General features: G+C 67.8%; 14 protein-coding genes. 6 read left to right on the forward strand and 8 right to left on the reverse strand.

Annotation, left to right across the window (positions count from 1 at the left end; translation table 11 throughout):
* Positions 1 to 147: 147 nt before the first annotated feature.
* Positions 148 to 924: a Crp/Fnr family transcriptional regulator gene (locus BMY06_RS35385; protein WP_080180672.1), complete on the forward strand. Its 777-nt coding sequence runs from the start codon at positions 148 to 150 to the stop codon at positions 922 to 924.
* A gap of 147 nt (positions 925 to 1,071) precedes the next feature.
* Positions 1,072 to 1,452 carry a DUF4148 domain-containing protein gene (locus BMY06_RS35390; protein WP_244144336.1) on the forward strand — a complete coding sequence of 127 codons (381 nt, stop codon included), beginning with the start codon at positions 1,072 to 1,074 and terminating at the stop codon, positions 1,450 to 1,452.
* Here the strand turns inward: BMY06_RS35390 and BMY06_RS35395 are convergent.
* On the reverse strand, positions 1,449 to 3,140 hold the full coding sequence (locus tag BMY06_RS35395) for a peptidoglycan D,D-transpeptidase FtsI family protein (RefSeq protein WP_373681716.1): 1,692 nt from the start codon (positions 3,138 to 3,140) through the stop codon (positions 1,449 to 1,451). The genes BMY06_RS35390 and BMY06_RS35395 overlap by 4 nt on opposite strands.
* A 285-nt stretch (positions 3,141 to 3,425) precedes the next feature.
* Positions 3,426 to 4,973 (reverse strand): methyl-accepting chemotaxis protein, encoded by a 1,548-nt coding sequence (locus tag BMY06_RS35400; RefSeq protein ID WP_074987519.1) that lies wholly within the window; start codon positions 4,971 to 4,973, stop codon positions 3,426 to 3,428.
* 805 nt (positions 4,974 to 5,778) lie between these two features.
* Here BMY06_RS35400 and aepX point away from each other — a divergent pair.
* The 3 genes from aepX to BMY06_RS35415 are packed head-to-tail and all read left to right on the forward strand — an operon-like array spanning position 5,779 to position 9,756.
* Entirely contained in the window at positions 5,779 to 7,473 is a 1,695-nt protein-coding gene (gene aepX / locus BMY06_RS35405; protein ID WP_065063333.1) for a phosphoenolpyruvate mutase, read from the forward strand.
* Entirely contained in the window at positions 7,470 to 8,678 is a 1,209-nt protein-coding gene (gene aepY, locus BMY06_RS35410) for a phosphonopyruvate decarboxylase (RefSeq protein WP_074987520.1), read from the forward strand. Before aepX ends, aepY begins: the two co-directional genes overlap by 4 nt.
* A gap of 10 nt (positions 8,679 to 8,688) precedes the next feature.
* Positions 8,689 to 9,756, forward strand: a complete 1,068-nt coding sequence (locus BMY06_RS35415) for a 2-aminoethylphosphonate aminotransferase (RefSeq protein ID WP_074987521.1) — start codon at positions 8,689 to 8,691, stop codon at positions 9,754 to 9,756.
* 128 nt (positions 9,757 to 9,884) lie between these two features.
* On the opposite strand, the gene BMY06_RS35420 is transcribed toward BMY06_RS35415, so the two are convergent.
* Both BMY06_RS35420 and BMY06_RS39815 read right to left on the reverse strand, forming a co-directional pair.
* Positions 9,885 to 11,105: a PepSY-associated TM helix domain-containing protein gene (locus BMY06_RS35420; RefSeq protein ID WP_065063327.1), complete on the reverse strand. Its 1,221-nt coding sequence runs from the start codon at positions 11,103 to 11,105 to the stop codon at positions 9,885 to 9,887.
* Between the two features lie 299 nt (positions 11,106 to 11,404).
* Positions 11,405 to 11,554: a hypothetical protein gene (locus tag BMY06_RS39815; RefSeq protein WP_167371434.1), complete on the reverse strand. Its 150-nt coding sequence runs from the start codon at positions 11,552 to 11,554 to the stop codon at positions 11,405 to 11,407.
* Between the two features lie 357 nt (positions 11,555 to 11,911).
* On the opposite strand from BMY06_RS39815, the gene BMY06_RS35425 reads away from it, so the two are divergent.
* Positions 11,912 to 12,151, forward strand: a complete 240-nt coding sequence (locus tag BMY06_RS35425; protein ID WP_065063325.1) for a hypothetical protein — start codon at positions 11,912 to 11,914, stop codon at positions 12,149 to 12,151.
* 64 nt (positions 12,152 to 12,215) lie between these two features.
* Here the strand turns inward: BMY06_RS35425 and BMY06_RS35430 are convergent, their stop codons facing one another.
* The 4 genes from BMY06_RS35430 to BMY06_RS35445 form a co-directional block, all read right to left on the reverse strand.
* On the reverse strand, positions 12,216 to 12,803 hold the full coding sequence (locus tag BMY06_RS35430; protein WP_065063323.1) for a nucleotidyltransferase family protein: 588 nt from the start codon (positions 12,801 to 12,803) through the stop codon (positions 12,216 to 12,218).
* Positions 12,804 to 12,955: 152 nt separating this feature from the next.
* On the reverse strand, positions 12,956 to 15,232 hold the full coding sequence (locus BMY06_RS35435; protein WP_074987522.1) for a xanthine dehydrogenase family protein molybdopterin-binding subunit: 2,277 nt from the start codon (positions 15,230 to 15,232) through the stop codon (positions 12,956 to 12,958).
* Positions 15,229 to 16,230: an FAD binding domain-containing protein gene (locus tag BMY06_RS35440; protein ID WP_074987523.1), complete on the reverse strand. Its 1,002-nt coding sequence runs from the start codon at positions 16,228 to 16,230 to the stop codon at positions 15,229 to 15,231. Before BMY06_RS35440 ends, BMY06_RS35435 begins: the two co-directional genes overlap by 4 nt.
* Before the next feature lie 15 nt (positions 16,231 to 16,245).
* A complete protein-coding gene (locus BMY06_RS35445) occupies positions 16,246 to 16,962 on the reverse strand; it encodes a (2Fe-2S)-binding protein (RefSeq protein ID WP_074987524.1) in 717 nt (238 codons plus the stop codon).
* Positions 16,963 to 17,020: the final 58 nt, after the last annotated feature.

Here is a 17,020-nt window from a genome sequence, read left to right on the forward strand (position 1 = left end):
GCGCGGGTCGACGTGCTGTGCAAAGCGACGTGCATGGCGACGGCCTGTCGGCCCGTGCGGATTGACGGTTTATCGGTATGATTCGCGCTAACGTAGCAGGACCGCGCGCGCGAGTCTGTCGCTGGCGCGACAGAGCGGCCGCGCGCAATGATCTATTTCAAGGTGAGCGCCATGACGCAGCCCATTATGCCTCCGGACCAAGCCGCTGCCGCCGCCGCGGGCCGCATCGATGCGCGCGACGCCGCGCGGCTCGCGGCGCTGTTCGAGCGCTTCGCGTGGTTCCGTTCGCTCGACGCCGAACACCGCGCGTGGGTGCTCGACACCTCGCACGCGCAGAGCTGGGCGGCGGGCGCGACCGTGGCCGCGCGCGAGGCGCCTTCGGCGTACTGGCTGGGCGTGAGCAGCGGGCTCGTGAAGCTCGCCATCTTCAACGCCTCGGGTCGCGGCTGCACGTTTTCGGGCGTGCCGCACGGCGGCTGGTTCGGCGAGGGCAGCGTGATCAAGCGCGAGCCGCGCAAATACGACGTCATCGCGCTGCAGCCGTCGCTCGTCATGGCGGTGCCCGCCGACACGTTTCATCGCCTCATGGACAGCAGCCTGCCGTTCAACCGCTTCGTCATCCATCAGTTGAATAACCGCATGGGCGAATTTATCGGGCTGATCCAGAACAGCCGCTTGCTCGATGTCGATGCGCGGATCGCCCAGGCGCTCGCGCAGATGTTCAATCCCGATCTCTATCCGGAGACGGGCCGCGCGCTGGAAATCTCGCAGGAAGAGATCGGCATGCTGGCGGGCGCGTCGCGTCAGCGCGTCAATCAGGCTTTGCAGACGCTCGAACGCGCGGGGCTCGTCACGCTGGCGTACAACCGCGTCGACGTGGTGAATCTCGACGCCTTGCGCGCGTTCGGGCGCGATCAGATCTGACGACGCAGCGTGCGCGCCGTTCGCGCCCCTACGCCGGAAATTCTCTCCAGTCTTTCGCGGACTGGAACAGTCCTCCCCTGTGCGGTGCGTTTTTACGCGGGCGCTTGCTGCGTAGACTGGGCGCATCGATTGACACAGGAGAGCAAGGTGAAGAACGCAATGCTACGCACGGCGCTGGTTTCGATGATGGCGATTGCGCCGGCGATCGCGTTCGCGCAGTCCATCCAGAACGGTCCGGTGACGCGCGCGCAAGTGCTGCAGGAACTGAAGGACCTGGAATCGGTGGGCTATAACCCGTCGCAGGCCAGCAACGCGAATTACCCGAACGATATCGAAGCCGCGATGGTCCGCCTCGAAGCGAAGCGTGCCGAAGAGGCGCGTGTTGCGCAGGCGCAGCCGCGGGTGCAGAGCGTGGCCGAAGTGGATTCAGCGGATCGAGCCGCTCAAGCGGGCTATGGCGCGGAACCGGCGCAGGCCGGACAGACGGGCACGCGCGTGGCGGCGCCCGCCGCTTCCGCGCAACACTAACGTGACTGCGGCGACTGTGTCGCCGGCGCTGCCTGCAAATCCGGCGGCACGCCCATCAGTTGCAGCGTGCCCTGCGTGACGCCCGCGAACACCGGGCCCGCGACGGTGCCGCCATAGTACGAGCGGCCCGCCGGATCGTCGATCATCACGGCGACGATCACGCGCGGCGCGCTCATCGGCGCCATGCCGACGAACAGCGCGCGATAGCGGTTCTTCGCGTAGCCGGCGCCGATCTGCTTGCGCGCGGTGCCGGTCTTGCCGCCGACGCGATAGCCCTCGACGTTGGCGGCGCGGCCCGTGCCGCCTTCCGTCGTCGCCATTTCCAGCATCTTGCGCAGCGCCGCCGCCGTGGCCGGCGTGGTGACCGCGCGCGGCGCGTTGGTGGCGGTCACGGGCGCGCCGCGCAGCAGCTTCGCGGGATACATCGTGCCGTCGCCCGCATAGGCCGTGTAGACCTGCGCGATCTGCAGCAGCGATGCCGAGAGGCCATAGCCATAGGCCATCGTCGCCTGCTCGATCGGACGCCAGCGCGCCCACGGCCGCACACGTCCGGCCGCCGCGCCCGGAAACGTCACTTCGGGCCGCACGCCAAGCTCGTATTCCTGATACTTGTTCCAGATGGTCTGCGCGGGCAGGTTCAGCGCGATCTTCGCGAGCGCGATGTTGCTCGACTTCTGGATCGCCTCGGCCACCGTCATGCGGCCGTGATTCGAGGTGTCGTGAATCACGGCGGGCCCGATGCGATACGTGCCCGGCGAGGTGTCGACGATGGTGTTGGCGTTGACCTTGCGCAGATCCATCGAGAGCGCGGCGACCACGGGCTTGATCGTCGAACCCGGCTCGAAGGTGTCGATCACGGCGCGGTTGCGCAACTGCTTGCCGGTGAGGCGCGCGCGGTTGTTCGGATCGAACGACGGCCAGTTCGCGAGCGCGAGAATCTCGCCGTTCTGCGCGTCGAGCACCACGACGCTGCCCGCTTCCGCGTGATTTTTCGCCACGGCCGCCTTGAGCTGCGTGTAGGCGAGCTGCTGCACGCGGCGGTCTACCGTGAGCTGCACCGTCTCGCCGTTCTTCGGCTGCACGCGTTCGCTCGGCTCGGAAATCACGCGCCCGAGCCGGTCGCGGATCACTTCGCGCTGGCCCGGCGTGCCGCGCAGACGCGCTTCGGCGGCGAGTTCCACCCCTTCCTGGCCCGCGTCTTCCACGTCGGTGAAGCCGACCACGTGCGCGGCCGATTCGCCCTCGGGGTAATAGCGCTTCGAGTCGGCGATGAGCGTGATGCCGCCGGTGGCCATTTCGTCGATATGCGCGGCGGTGTCGGCGTCGACCTGGCGCTTGAGCAGTACGAACGAGCGGTCGCCGGCGAGCCGGCGGCGCAGTTCCGCGAGCGGCATGTCGAGCAGTTTCGCGAGCGGCGACCAGGCGGCTGCGTCGAGGATTTTCGGATTCGCCCAGATCTCGAAGGTTTCGAGGCTGACGGCGAGAATCGCGCCGTTGCGGTCGACGATGCGCCCGCGCATGGCGTCGAGTTCGAGCGTGCGCTGATAGCGCTTTTGCCCCTGCTTGACGTAGAAATCGTGATTGACGACCTGTACCCAGAGCGCGCGGCCCGCGAGCGCCGCGAACGCGGAAAACGTGATGAACACGATGAGCTTCGAACGCCAGGCGGGCAGCTTAGACGCCAGCATCGGATGGCGGGTCGCGGTGGCGTGCGGGTCGCGCGGCGGTCTTCTCGAGCGGATCATCGGAGGGCGAGGTGCGTCTGTCGGGTGTCAGTCGAATGGCATTGTAAACTGTGTGTAATTTAATTGAAATTTGCGTGCCAGTGCGCGGACGCGCGGGGTGTGATGCGGCGCAGGGAAAGTGCGCGCGAAGGCGGGGGCGGAGGCGGGGACCGGAGGCGGGGGGCGCCGATGTCCGCGTGGCGCGAGGCGCGCCCGGGCATCGGCGATCACACGGTCAGACGGAGACGCTCAAGCCGCCACCGGCAACCTGAAACTCGCAATCGCCTCGCGCAGCCCCGTCACCTGATCCTTGAGCGAATGCGCGGCGGCGGCGGCTTCTTCGACCAGCGCGGCGTTCTGCTGCGTTACCTGATCCATTTCGCCCACCGCTCGGTTGACCTGTTCGATGCCGGCGCTCTGCTCGCGCGACGCGTGGCTGATCTCTTCGAGAATCTCGTGCACGCGCCGCACCGACTGCACGATCTCGCCCATCGTCGTGCCCGCGCTGGTCACGAGTTGCTGGCCTTCGGCGACCGTGCCCGTCGATTGCTCGATCAGCGTCTTGATCTCCTTCGCGGCCGCGGCCGAGCGCTGCGCAAGGCTGCGCACTTCCGACGCGACCACCGCGAACCCGCGGCCCTGTTCGCCCGCGCGCGCCGCTTCGACGGCGGCGTTCAGCGCGAGAATATTGGTCTGGAACGCGATGCCGTCGATCACGCCGATGATGTCGCCGATCTGCTGCGAGCTGGTCGTGATCGCGCCCATCGTGCGCACCACGTCGTCGACGACGCTGCTGCCGCGCGTCGCCACTTCGGCGGCTTCGCTCGCGAGCGTGGCGGCGTGCTGCGCGCTGTCCGCGTTCTGACGCACGTTGGACGTCATCTCGTCCATGCTCGACGCGGTCTGCACGAGCGCGGCGGCCTGTTGCTCGGTGCGCTGCGAGAGATCGGTGTTGCCCGCGGCGATCTCGTTCGCGCCCACGTTGATGTTCTCCGCGCCGCTGCGCACGCGCGCCACGGTCTGCACGAGCGCGCCCTGCATGGTCGCGAGCGCGCGCATCAGGCTCTGCGCGTGGGTGCCGTGCGTTTCGACGCGCGAAGTCAGGTCGCCCTGCGCGATGCGGTTGGCCGTCTCCACGGCCGTTTCGAGTTCGCCGCCGATGCTGCCGCGCACGCTGCGCACGACGAACACCATCACCACGGTCGCGATGCCGCCGAGCAGGAAGGTCACGAGCAGCCAGCGCACGAGGCTGCCGTAGAACGCGGCGCTCACGTCGTCCATATACATGCCGGTCACGATCACCCAGTCCCACGGCGCGAAGCGGTTGCCGTAGCTGAGTTTCGGCACGGGCTCGCTATGGCCGGGCTTGGCCCAGAGGTAATCGACGAAACCGCCGCCGGGCTGATTCGCCGCTTCGGACAGCGCGGTGAACACGTGCTTGCCCGCGGGATCGGCGAAACCGGAAAGCAGCTTGCCGTTGAGTTCGGGCTTGATCGGATGCATCAGCATCACGGCCTGCGAGTTGTTGATGCTCAGATAGCCGTCGCTGCCGTAGCGGATCGAGCCGATCACGGCGAGCGCCTGTTTTTGCGCCTCGGCTTCGGGCATCGCGTTGCGTTGCGAGAGGCCGTAGTAGTAGTTCGCGATGCTGCTCGCTTCGTCGACGAGCGTCGTCAGTTGCGCGCGCCGTTCGCGGATCATGGAGTCGCGGCTTTGCCATGCGCCGAAGGCCACGATCAGCAGCAGGCCGATCCAGAGGATCGTGATCATCGAGCGGAGTTTGGTGTTGAGCGTCATCGTCTGTCGGATGGTTCGGGGGCTTGGCACGGTGCAATGAATCGAGTGTTGCTTAGGGCGTCGCGCGCGTCGTTGCGAGCGCTCTGCCTGTGCGTGTTAACGGCGTTTTCGAACGCGCGGGCGAGTCAGGGCGAACCCTCAGTCGAGCCGTTTCCTCATACAAAACAAGACGTTGATGCGCACAGTGATGGGCACCGCGACGTGCATATGCACACGCGATGTAGACGCCTGGCGAGCGCTATCCCCATGAGTGCAAAAAACGCCGTAATTCGCGCTTAAAAGCCACAAATTTCACAGCAACTCCATGATTTGCCACTTCTGGCGGGATTCGGGGGCAAGCAATAATCATTTCCGTTATAGTCGCGGCTTCGGCTCAAGGCTGCCCTTGTCATGCGGGTGTCGCGCCGTTGTCGTAGGGGCTGCGAACGAGTGCGTTCCGGTGTGTGTCCCGAGTCTGTTACCGCGACGGTTGCGGTTCATATTCGCGGGTTCAGGATCGATTCTTATTCGCGCTTCGCTTCCGGAATAGCGGGCGATTCGCAAGCGGCACGTCGGTGTTTAGCAAGCGAAAAGCAAGTCGCCCGCAAGCGAAGCAGTACGGCAATCCGCAACGCACCGAGCACCGCGCGAAGCAACGCAAAGCGCACGCAGGCAAGCACGCGACAAGCATGCAAAGCAGCACGCAAGCAGCACGCAAGCAGCACGCGACAAGCGGCGCCCAGGCCAGAAAAGTCATTTCCCAACGATGCGACGCGCGCGGCGCGGGCCAACCCGGCGCCCACGCGACGTCCACTGGAGTTACACGATGAACGCACGCGAACCCGCACTGGTTCCGGCATCGCGCAGCGCACGGCTGCGTCAGATGCTGGTCAGCAACGAACTCGAATTCCTGATGGAAGCGCACAACGGCCTGTCCGCACGCATCGCGCGCGAAGCAGGTTTCAAGGCGATCTGGGGCTCGGGCCTCTCGATCTCCGCGCAGTTCGGCGTGCGCGACAACAACGAGGCGAGTTGGACCCAGGTGGTCGACAACCTCGAGTTCATGGCCGACGCGAGCGACCTGCCGATCCTGCTGGACGGCGACACCGGCTACGGCAACTTCAACAACGTGCGCCGCCTCGTGCGCAAGCTCGAACAGCGCGGCATCGCCGGCGTCTGTATCGAAGACAAGGTGTTCCCGAAGACCAACAGCTTCATCGGCGGCGAAGCGCAACCGCTCGCCGACATCGACGAATTCTGCGGCAAGATCAAGGCCGGCAAGGACTCGCAGACCGACGAGAACTTCTCGATCGTGGCGCGCGTCGAGGCGCTGATCGCAGGCTGGGGCATGGACGAAGCGCTCAAGCGCGCCGAAGCGTATCGCCTCGCGGGCGCGGACGCGATCCTCATCCACAGCAAGCTCTCGAAACCTGACGAGATCCTCACGTTCGCGCGCGAATGGGCCGGCCGCGGTCCGCTCGTGATCGTGCCGACCAAGTACTACAGCACGCCGACCGACGTGTTCCGCAAGGCGGGCATCAGCACGGTGATCTGGGCGAACCATCAGATCCGCGCGGCGGTTTCGGCGATGCAGGCCGTCACCCGCACGATCTACGAAACGCAGACGCTCGTCGACGTGGAAGACCGCATCGCGACCGTCAACGAGATCTTCCGTCTGCAGGACGCCGACGAATACTCGGAAGCCGAGAACCGCTATCTCTCGACCACGCGTTCGGCCGGTTCGGCGATCGTGCTGGCGGCGAGCCGCGGATCGGGTCTCGACGCCGTGACCGAAGACAAGCCGAAGGTCATGCTGCCGGTCGCGGGCAAGCCGCTGCTGCGCTGGCTCGTCGACGCGTTCAAGAAGGAAGCGGTCAACGACATCACGGTCGTGGGCGGCTACAAGGCCGAGGCGATCGACACGGCGGGCATCAAGCTCGCGCGCAACGAGCGCTACGCGCAGACCAACGAGCTGGCGTCGCTCGCGTGCGCCGTCGACGCGCTCAAGAACGACACTGTGATCTCGTACGGCGATCTGCTGTTCCGCAGCTACATCCTGCGCGACCTCGTCGAAAGCGAAGCCGAATTCAGCGTGGTGATCGACTCGTCGCCGGAAACGGAAAACGCGAGCGTGCGCGATTTCGCGTGGTGCTCGTCGGGCGACGACCGTGGCCTGTTCGGCAACAAGACGTATCTGCAACGTGTGTCGTCGGATCAGGCATCTCAGGGCGTGGCGCCCGCGGGCCGCTGGATCGGTCTGATGAACGTGCGCGGCGCGGGCCGTGAGAAGCTCAAGAACAAGCTCGCGCAACTGCAGACGCAAGCCGACTTCGACACGCTCGACATGCCGGCGCTGCTCAACGCGCTGATCGCCGACGGCGAGAAGATCGAAGTGCAATACGTGCGCGGCCACTGGCGCGGCGTGAACGACCTCGAAGATTTCCGCCGCGCGGGCGACTTCGCGCACGCGCAGACGCCGATCGGCAGCGACGCGGGCTCGTCGCCGGAGGCGAAGGCATGATCGAAGCGGCACAGTTCGTCGAAGCGGCGCGCGCGCGCGGCTTCGAATGGTATGCGGGCGTGCCGTGCTCGTTCCTCACGCCGTTCATCAATTACGTGCTGCAGGACGAGTCGCTGCATTACGTGAGCTCGGCCAACGAGGGCGACGCCGTGGCGCTGATCGCGGGCGTCGCGCTCGCGGGCAAGCGCGGCATCGCCATGATGCAGAACTCGGGTCTCGGCAACGCGGTGAGCCCGCTCACCTCGCTCACGTGGACCTTCCGTCTGCCGCAACTGCTGATCGTGACGTGGCGCGGCCAGCCCGGCGTGTCCGACGAACCGCAGCACGCGCTGATGGGTCCGGTCACGCCGCAGATGCTCGACACGATGGACGTGCCCTGGGAGCTGTTCCCGACCGAGGCCGACCAGATCGCGCCCGTGCTCGAACGCGCCATCCGCCACATGGACGAAACGGGTCGCCCGTACGCGCTCGTGATGCAAAAGGGCAGCGTCGCGCCGTTCGAACTGAAGGGCGGCGGCTCGATGCCGGCGAAGCACGCGCTGCCGGTGGCGCAGTCGAAATTCGCGGGCGTGGGCTACGACGATCTGCCGACGCGCCAGCAGGCGCTCGAACGCGTGATCGCGGCCACGCCCGCCGAATCGACGGTGGTGGTGGCGTCGACGGGCTTCTGCGGCCGCGAACTCTACGCGATCGACGACCGCTCGAACCAGTTGTACATGGTCGGCTCGATGGGTTGCGTCAGCTCGTTCGCGCTCGGCCTCGCACTGGCGCGTCCGGATCTGAACGTGGTCGCGCTCGACGGTGACGGCGCCGCGCTCATGCGCATGGGCAACTTCGCGACGCTCGGCGCCTACGGTCCGTCGAACCTCACGCACGTGCTGCTCGACAACGGCGCGCACGATTCGACGGGCGGCCAGGCCACCGTCGCGCAACAGGTGTCGTTCGCGAACGTGGCGGCCGCTTGCGGTTACGCCGACGCCGTGGAAGGCGACGAACTCGCCACGCTCGACGCCGTGCTGGAAGCGGCGCGCGAACGCGCGACGGGTGCGAACGGCGTCGCCGGCGCACGCTTCGTACGCCTGACGATCAAGCGCGGCACGCCCGACGGCCTGCCGCGCCCGACCATCACGCCGCCCGACGTCAAGTCGCGTCTCATGCGCCATATCGGCGCCGAGGCTGCGGCTGCCGTCAACGCCGCTCAATAAGGAATCGCCGATGCTGTTGCTCAATCCCGGCCCGGTCACGCTCACCGAACGCGTGCGCCGCAGCCTGCTGCAGGAAGATCTGTGCCATCGCGAAAGCGAGTTCTTCGACGTACAGGAAGAGGCGCGCACGCGTCTCGTCGGCGTCTACGATCTCGATCCCGCGCAGTGGCAGGCGGTGCTCATGACCGGTTCCGGCACGGCCGCGGTCGAGAGCATGATCGCCTCGCTCGTGCCCGCGAACGGCAAGCTGCTGATCGTCGAAAACGGCGTGTACGGCGAGCGCATCACCGCGATCGCCACGCAGTATGGCATCGCGCACGAAGTCGTGAAGCACGAGTGGATGCGGGCGCCCGATCTCGCGCGCATCACCGCCGCGCTCGACGCCGACCAGTCGTTCACGCACGTCGCGATCATTCATCACGAGACCACCACGGGCCGTCTGAACGATCTGCGCGCGCTGGGCGAAGCGTGCCGCGCGCGCGGCGTGCAGATGCTCGTCGACGGCGTGAGCAGCTTCGGTTCCGAAGCGATCGATTTCGACGACACGAGCATCGCCGCCGTGGCGGCGACCGCGAACAAGTGCCTGCACGGCGTGCCCGGCGCGGCCTTCGTGATCGTGCGCCGCGCGGCGCTCGGCACGGCCGCGAGCCGCACGTACTACCTCGATCTCAAGCGTCTCGCGACGCTGCAGGATCAGCGCAACACGCCGTTCACGCCGTCGGTGCACGCGTATTACGCGTTGGTCGAGGCGCTGCGCGAGCTGGCGGACGAAGGCGGCTGGAAGGCGCGTCACGCGCGTTACGCGGCGCTTTCGGAGCAGGTGCGCGCCGGTCTCGCCGCGCGCGGCATGGACTGCGTGCTGCCGAAGGACGAGTCGTCGGTGGTGCTGCGCGCGTTCCGTCTGCCTGCGGGCATCGACTATCCGAAGCTGCACGACGCGCTCAAGGCGCGCGGCTTCGTGATCTACGCGGGGCAGGGCGGTCTGTCGAAGGAACTGTTCCGCATCTCGACGATGGGCGACATTCATGCCGCCGACGTCGAGCGTCTGCTCGCGTCGTTTGACGCGATCGCGCAATAAGGCTTGACGACCGTTTAGCGATTCGTTTTGACCCATAAAAAAAGGCCTTGCAGCGTGAAAGCGCTGCAAGGCCTTTTTGTTTCCGGCGCGCGCCGCGATCGACGCGATCGACGCAATCGACGCGGCGATCAGCTCGCCGTGCGTTCGCGCGTGCGCACGGGCACGCTCTGTTTCGACGATTTGCGGCGCGCGCGCGCTTTCTTCAGCCAGATCAGCACGCCGGTCACGCTGAGCATCGCCACGACGATGCCCGTGAAGCTGATCGCGATGCGTCCGGGCAAACCGGCGATACGGCCCGAGTGCAGCGGAAACTGCGCCTGAATGAAGATGTCGCCCGCGCTGCCGCGACCGGGAATCTGGCTGCCGAGAATCGCGTCGTTGTGGCCGTCGATCACGAGCCACGGATTGCCGAGCCCGGCGTCGCCGTGATCGTTGCCCGCTGCGTAGTAGCCCACGCCGTAGGCGCCGAACTCCGGCATCGCGAACAGTCCGCCCGGCGGCGCGGTGATGCCTTCGCGCCGGCCGATGGCGGCCGCTTCGGCGACGATGCGCGTGCGCGCGGCGTCGGCCTGGGCGGGCGTCAGCGCGCCGGCGGGCGAGGGCGAGCGGAACGGGTCCGGCGCGAGCGTCGAGAAGACCGAAACCACGGGGCGCACGATCTGCGTGCCGAGATTCATCGAAATCGACGTGACGGCGACCACGATCAGCAGACCCCAGAGCCACACGCCGCCCGAGCGGTGCAGATCGAACGTGAGCGCGTAGCCGCCGCGCTTGAGGCGGAACGCGAGCGACTTGCGCCAGCTCTTGAGATTCGGAAACGCGAGCACGATGGCGATGAAGCCGTCGAGCAGCCACACCATGCCCACCACGCCCATCGTCCAGACGCTGAAGTCGATGCCCATCTTCGTCGGCATGAACAGCGTGTAGTGGAGCTGGTAGAGGAAGGGAATCAGGTTCTCGCGCGCGAGCGACGGCGCGCCCCACATGCGGCGGCCCTGTTCGGCGCCAGTGACGGGATCGAGCGCGATCTGGTTGTAGTCGAGCGGATACGGTGCGCCGGTCTTCGGATCGGTGCGCGGACTCACGCGCGCCATGAAGGTGGTGCCGGGCTCGATCGAGAGCGGCATGAAGGTGACTTCGGCGTGCGGCTCGGCGGCCTCGAAGCGCTTCGCGAGTTCGAGCGGCGACAGCGGCGTGCCCGGCGTGTGAGCGTGATAGAAGGACGGGTTGAGCGCGGAATCCAGTTCGTGGTCCCACGCGATCACCGCGCCGGTCAGCCCGGCGATGAACAGGAATGCCGCCGTGCCGAGGCCGAACCAGCGGTGCAGGCGAACCAGCAGCGGTCTCATGCGGCGGCGCGGCGCGTCCGGCGGAGTGCGGGAACGGGCTCGGTCTGAAAGTGGGTCACGATGCGTTGGTGGTTCGGCTAAACGGCTGAAGAGAGCGGACATGCAATATTACCCGCTACTTGACTGCAAATACGAATCGTTTGCATTTTAAGGAGCGTGGCGCCTGAGTGCAAGCTTGGTGAAAGCTAAGGCGAGGGATAAAAGCGGGAAAGCACGCGGATCGGGTCGATCGTGCGCGGTGGTGGAGGCTGATCGATTGGGTTCGGGCGCACGCGCAGCGGCGCGGCGTGCGCCGCCGTTCAGATCGGGTCCTTGTTCGGCGGACCGTCGGGGCGTTGCGGTTCTTCGCCGTGATGGCCCGGCGGCGGGGGCGTGAGCGGGTCGCGGTCGGGATCGCGCGTCGGGTCGGCGAGCGGTTCGGGAAGCGGGTTCGTGTGCGAGCAGATCATCGCGGCTACCTCGTGCGCGGCCGGGGCCGGGCGGTGGACGGAACGCGGAGCGCGTACTCATAGCCTAGCTGATCGCGGCGCGGCGTGCCGTGGAGATTCGGGCGCGCCTTCAGGCGGGGTTTCGGGGCGCGGCGATTTGCATGCGCGAGTGTGGCGACGAGACGATCGGCAGGCGATTGTTCGTCAAACCTGCCATATTGAGTGCGATACAGGCCGTTTTGAGTGTCGATTATTGCTGTCAGATCAACACTGTTTATATGCTGCCGGCATTTTTCAAAAACTTACCCGGTCGTAAACTTCAGCCTTCCTCAAAACGGGAGCGCCAGCGCGCTCCCTCAGTATCGGCAAGGTGATGGTATGGGTGCGGCGGTAGTGGCGGTGGTGTTCGTTCTGGGTTTGCTCGGCGTGCCGACGTTGTTTGGTCATGCGTCGCACGCGAAAGCCGAGCAGGTCGCCTCGGTGCACACGCCGCCCGCAGTCTCGGAGAAGTCCGGTGGCGATGCGAATGCCAAGGCGGACGCTGCGGCGTCCGACACGGTCGCGAACCCAGTTGCCGATACCACGACGGACGCAGCGACGGACGCCAGCCGTCCCTGAGCCGCTTGCCGAGCTTCTTGCGTTTCCTCAACGCGCCGCCCGGCGCGAAATCCGCGCCTGACGTTTAAAGCCCGTGCAGATCGGCGGGCGTGTCCACGTCGCGCAGAATGCCGGGGTCGTCGACGTCGATCCGTTTGATCGGCTGCGTGCTGAGCAACGCGCGCGCGCCCGTGTCGCCGTCGAGCGCGATCAGTGCCGCGCGATGTTCGAGGCCGAATCCCACCGGATGTCCGCGCCGGCCGTCATGGAACGGCGCGACGAGCGGCGCGCCCGCGTCCAGTTCGCGCGCGACCGCTTCGATCGTGGGCACGGCGATACGCGGCATGTCCGCGAGCGCGACGATCCAGCTTTCGCCTTCCGTATCGGCTTCGACGGCCGCCGCCAGACTCGCGCCCATGCCGCGCACGGCGTCGGGCGCGAACACCACGTCGCAGCCTGCCTCGTTGAGCGCGTGCGCGAGCGCTTCCGCGCCGGGACGCACGACGGCGATCACCTTGGGCACGACGAGCAGCAGACGATGCGCGGCTTCGTGCGCGACGCACGCGCCGCCAGGCAGCGGTTCGAGCAGCTTGTTGCGCAGACCTTGGGGATCGAAACGCGATCCCGTGCCGGCGGCGAGCAGGACGCCGGTGGCGAGCGATGCATAAGCCATGGGGTCTACCGCGGGGCGAGCCGCGCGAGAAGGGAATGGGCCGATTGTGCGGCGCAATGGCGCGCGGGGCAAGCGCGGATTGCCCCGCGCGCGCGTGAGGTGCGGCGAGCGAATCGACGCTGAATCAACGCCAGATCGACGATGCCGCCGCTTCACGCGAACGCGTGCTGCGGCAGCATCAGCTTGTCGAGCGTGATCGGCAAATCGCGCACGCGCACGCCCGTCGCGTGATACACGGCGTTCGCGATGGCGGCGGGCACGCCCGTAATGCCGATCTCGCCGATGCCGCGCACGCCGACCGCATTGAAGCGCAGATCCGGCTGGCCCACGAACAACACATCCAGCGCGCCGATGTCGGCGTTCACCGGCACGTGGTACTGCGCGAAATTGCCGTTTGCGAAGCGGCCCGTGCGCGTGTCGAGCAGACCGTCTTCGTGCAGCGCCGTGCTCACGCCCCACACCATGCCGCCCATCAACTGGCTGCGCGCGGTCTTCTCGTTGAGCACCTGCCCCACGTCATAAGCGCCGACGATGCGCGTCACGCGCACCGTGCCCAGTTCCGCGTCCACGTGCACTTCGGCAAAGACCGCGCCGAACGAGTGGAACGCGTACTGCCTGCGCTCGTCGCCCGGTTTAGCCGTGGCCTGCGCGTCGATTGGCTGGCCGCCCGCGCGCGCCACGATGGCGGCGGCGGGATCGCGGCGCGACGGGTCGCTGCGCAACACGACCCAGCCGTCGCTGACGGTGACCTCGGCGGGCGCGGCGCTGTACACGGGCGAGGCGCGGTCGGCCACGGCCAGCGCGATCAGTTTGTCGCGCGCGGCGCGCGCCGCGGCCTGCACGGCCGGCGACACGCTCGCCGCCGACTGCGAGCCGCCCGAGCCGGGCGCGCGCGGCAGCGTCGAATCGCCGAGCGCGAACGCGATGCGATCGGGCGGAAAGCCGAGCGCATCGGCGGCCACCTGCGTCATCACGGTATAGGTGCCGGTGCCGAGGTCCTGCGTGCCGGAGGCGACCATCGCCGTGCCGTCGGGCAGGATGCGCGCGAGCGCGGACGCTTCGCCGCGGTTCGCGGGATAGGTCGCGCTCGCCATGCCCCAGCCGATCAGCGTATTGCCCTCGCGCATCGCGCGCGGCGCGTTCACGCGCTGTGCCCAGCCGAAGCGATCCGCGCCTGCCGCGTAGCATTCGCGCAGTGCCTTCGACGACCACGGCTTGCCCTCCTGCGGCTCGGCTTCGGCGTAATTCTTCAGACGCAGTGCGACGGGATCGAGCTTGAGCCGCCACGCGAGTTCGTCCATCGCCGATTCGAGCGCGAACGAGCCGGTGGTTTCGCCGGGCGCGCGCGTGAAGGTCGGCGTGCCCACGTTCAGCGGCACGACGCGATGACTCGTGCTCAGGTTCGGCACCGCATACATCATGCGCGTGACGAGTCCGGACAGTTCGGTCCAGTCCTCGAACGTCGAGGTGTGCGAAAAGGTGTCGTGACGCAGGCCGGTCAACGTGCCGTCTTTGCGCGCCGCGATCGACAGATGCTGCTCGGTGTGCGGGCGCGAGCCGACCGGGCCGAACATCTGCGGACGCGCGAGCGCGAGACGCACGGGGCGTCCGGTCTGCTTCGCGGCCATCGCGCACAGACTCACATGCGACCACGACGAACCCTTGCAGCCGAAGCCGCCGCCGATGAACGGCGAAATCACGCGCACGTTCGCGGCGGGCACGCCGAACACGGCGGCGACGGCGGTGCTCGCGCCGGAGACGCCTTGCGTCGAGTCGTAGAGGGTGAGTTCGGGGCCGTCCCAGCGCGCCATCGTCGCGTGCGGTTCCATCGGATTGTGGAATTGCACCGGCGTCGTGTAGATGGCGTCGATGCGCACCGCGCCTTCGCGCAGTCCCGCTTCCGGATCGCCGCGCGACGAATCGGCGGGACGGCCCGGCGGCGAGGGCGGCGTGTGCGCCTCGCTTTTCGCGCGCGCGAAATCGAGCGTGCCGGGCGTGGCGGCGTAGACCGGCTTGACGTGCTGCGCGGCGTCGATGGCGCGCTCCAGCGTGTCGGCGACGACGACCGCGACCGGCTCGTTGCTGTAGCGCACGATGTTGTCTTGCAGCAGCGTGAGGCGGCGGCCCGCGGGCGGCGCGAGCGGCGTCTGGCCGTTGTTGGGCAGTCGCATCGCGTTTTGCCACGTCATCACCAGCAGCACGCCGGGCATCGCCTGCGCGCGGCGCGTGTCGATCGACGTGATCGTGCCGCTCGATAGGGTGCTCGTCACGATCACCGCGTGCGCGAGCCGCGCCTCGGGAAAGTCCGACGCATAGCTCGCACTGCCCGTGACTTTGAGCATGCCGTCGATGCGATCGACGGGCTGGCCGATCAGCCGCTTCGTGTCGTGATTCGTGTCGTGATTCGCGTCCTGGTTCGCGTCGCTCATGCGAAGTCTCCCGTGGCGCCCGCCGCCAGCAAAGTCGCGCGGACGATCGCGCGCTGCGCCAGTTCGACCTTGAACGCATTGCCCGGCAGCGGCCGCGCCTGCGCGAGTTCGGCGGCGGCGGCCGCGCGTAACGTTGCGGTGTCGAGCGGGCGTCCGGTGAGATGCTGCTCGGCGACACTCGCGCGCCACGGCTTGTGCGCGACGCCGCCCAGCGCGAGGCGCACGCTGCGCACGGTCCGGCCGTCGAGTTGCAGCGCCGCTGCCACGGAGACGAGCGCGAACGCATAGCTCGCGCGGTCGCGCAGCTTCAGGTAATGCGCGTGATCGCTGAAGGCGGGCGGCGGCAGATCGACCGACGTGATCAGTTCGCCAGGCGCGAGCGTGGTGTCGAGATCGGGACGCTCGCCGGGCAGTCGATGAAACTGCGCGAAGGCAATCGCGCGCGCGCCGTTCGGACCGCGCACCTGCACGACGGCGTCGAGCGCCGCGAGCGCCACGCTCATATCGGACGGATTCACGGCCACGCATTGCGTGCTCGCGCCGAGGATCGCGTGCAGCCGGTTGAAGCCGCCGAGCGCCGCGCAGCCGCTACCGGGCGCGCGCTTGTTGCATTGCGCGAACGCAGTGTCGTAGAAGTAATCGCAGCGCGTGCGTTGCAGCAGATTTCCGCCGACCGTCGCCATGTTGCGCAATTGCGGCGACGCGCCCGCGAGCAGCGCTTGCGAGAGCAGCGGATAACGCGTGCGCACGAGCGTGTGATTGGCGGCGTCGCTGTTACGCACGAGCGCGCCGATGCGCAGGCCGCCATCGGGCAAGGCGTCGATCTGATCGAGCGGCGCGAGGCGCGTGATGTCGATCAGCGTGACGGGATGCGCGAGGCCGCCTTTCATCAGATCGAGCAGATTCGTGCCGCCGCCGATGAAGGCCGCGCCCGGTTGCTGCGCGGCGGCGATGGCGGCGTCGATGCTGGCGGCGCGCTGGTAGGAGAGAGCGTCCATGAGCGGCTCCGTGCGTCACGCGCCGGCGCTGTGCGCGTCGCGCACGGCGGCCACGATGTTCACGTACGCGCCGCAGCGGCACAGATTGCCGCTCATGCGCTCGCGGATTTCGGCGTCGCTCAGTTGCGCGGGGCGCGTGCGCACGTCGGCGGTCGCGGCGCTCGCGGTGCCCGCTGCGAATTCGCTGAGACACGCCGTCGCCGAACACAACTGCCCCGGCGTACAGAAGCCGCACTGCAACGCGTCGCGCTCGACGAAGGCGCGCTGGATCGGGCTCGGTTGCGTCGCGCTCGCGAGACCTTCGACCGTGGTGATGCGCTGGCCTTCGTGCATCACCGCGAGCGTCAGGCACGCGTTGATGCGGCGGCCTTCGACGAGCACGGTGCACGCGCCGCACTGGCCGCGATCGCAGCCTTTCTTCGTGCCGGTGAGACCGGCGTAATCGCGCAAGGCGTCGAGCAGCGTCACGCGCGGTTCGATATGCAGCGCGTACTCGCGGCCGTTGATGCTGAGTTGAACCGGCTGCGCGGGCACGACGGGCGGCGCGCTTGCGGTGTCGTTCGCGGCGTCGCTCGCGGGCGCGTTTGGCTGGGCGTGCAGATGCGGCGTCGCGCCGAGCGCGGCGGCTGCGGCGGCCGATTGCAGGAAGCGTCGGCGCGAGGTGTCGGCGGGCGGGGTGGGCGCGGGCGTGTCGGCGGCAGCGGGCGCGTCGTGAGAGCGATCGTGTGACATGGCGTTCGGCGGGCTCCATCAAGGATGGCAAGCGCACGCGAATCGCGATGCCGCGTGA

This window comes from Paraburkholderia tropica (assembly GCF_900109265.1).
Taxonomy (GTDB): domain Bacteria; phylum Pseudomonadota; class Gammaproteobacteria; order Burkholderiales; family Burkholderiaceae; genus Paraburkholderia; species Paraburkholderia tropica.

Bases quoted from the DNA above. Each gene is read 5' to 3' on its own strand.
- BMY06_RS35400 (WP_074987519.1), bottom strand. From the start codon at position 4,973: ATGACGCTCAACACCAAACTCCGCTCGATGATCACGATCCTCTGGATC.
- BMY06_RS35445 (WP_074987524.1), bottom strand. From the start codon at position 16,962: ATGTCACACGATCGCTCTCACGACGCGCCCGCTGCCGCCGACACGCCC.
- BMY06_RS35420 (WP_065063327.1), bottom strand. From the start codon at position 11,105: ATGAGACCGCTGCTGGTTCGCCTGCACCGCTGGTTCGGCCTCGGCACG.
- BMY06_RS35415 (WP_074987521.1), top strand. From the start codon at position 8,689: ATGCTGTTGCTCAATCCCGGCCCGGTCACGCTCACCGAACGCGTGCGC.
- BMY06_RS39815 (WP_167371434.1), bottom strand. From the start codon at position 11,554: ATGATCTGCTCGCACACGAACCCGCTTCCCGAACCGCTCGCCGACCCG.
- BMY06_RS35430 (WP_065063323.1), bottom strand. From the start codon at position 12,803: ATGGCTTATGCATCGCTCGCCACCGGCGTCCTGCTCGCCGCCGGCACG.
- BMY06_RS35385 (WP_080180672.1), top strand. From the start codon at position 148: ATGATCTATTTCAAGGTGAGCGCCATGACGCAGCCCATTATGCCTCCG.
- aepY (WP_074987520.1), top strand. From the start codon at position 7,470: ATGATCGAAGCGGCACAGTTCGTCGAAGCGGCGCGCGCGCGCGGCTTC.
- BMY06_RS35425 (WP_065063325.1), top strand. From the start codon at position 11,912: ATGGGTGCGGCGGTAGTGGCGGTGGTGTTCGTTCTGGGTTTGCTCGGC.
- BMY06_RS35435 (WP_074987522.1), bottom strand. From the start codon at position 15,232: ATGAGCGACGCGAACCAGGACGCGAATCACGACACGAATCACGACACG.
- aepX (WP_065063333.1), top strand. From the start codon at position 5,779: ATGAACGCACGCGAACCCGCACTGGTTCCGGCATCGCGCAGCGCACGG.
- BMY06_RS35440 (WP_074987523.1), bottom strand. From the start codon at position 16,230: ATGGACGCTCTCTCCTACCAGCGCGCCGCCAGCATCGACGCCGCCATC.
- BMY06_RS35395 (WP_373681716.1), bottom strand. From the start codon at position 3,140: ATGCTGGCGTCTAAGCTGCCCGCCTGGCGTTCGAAGCTCATCGTGTTC.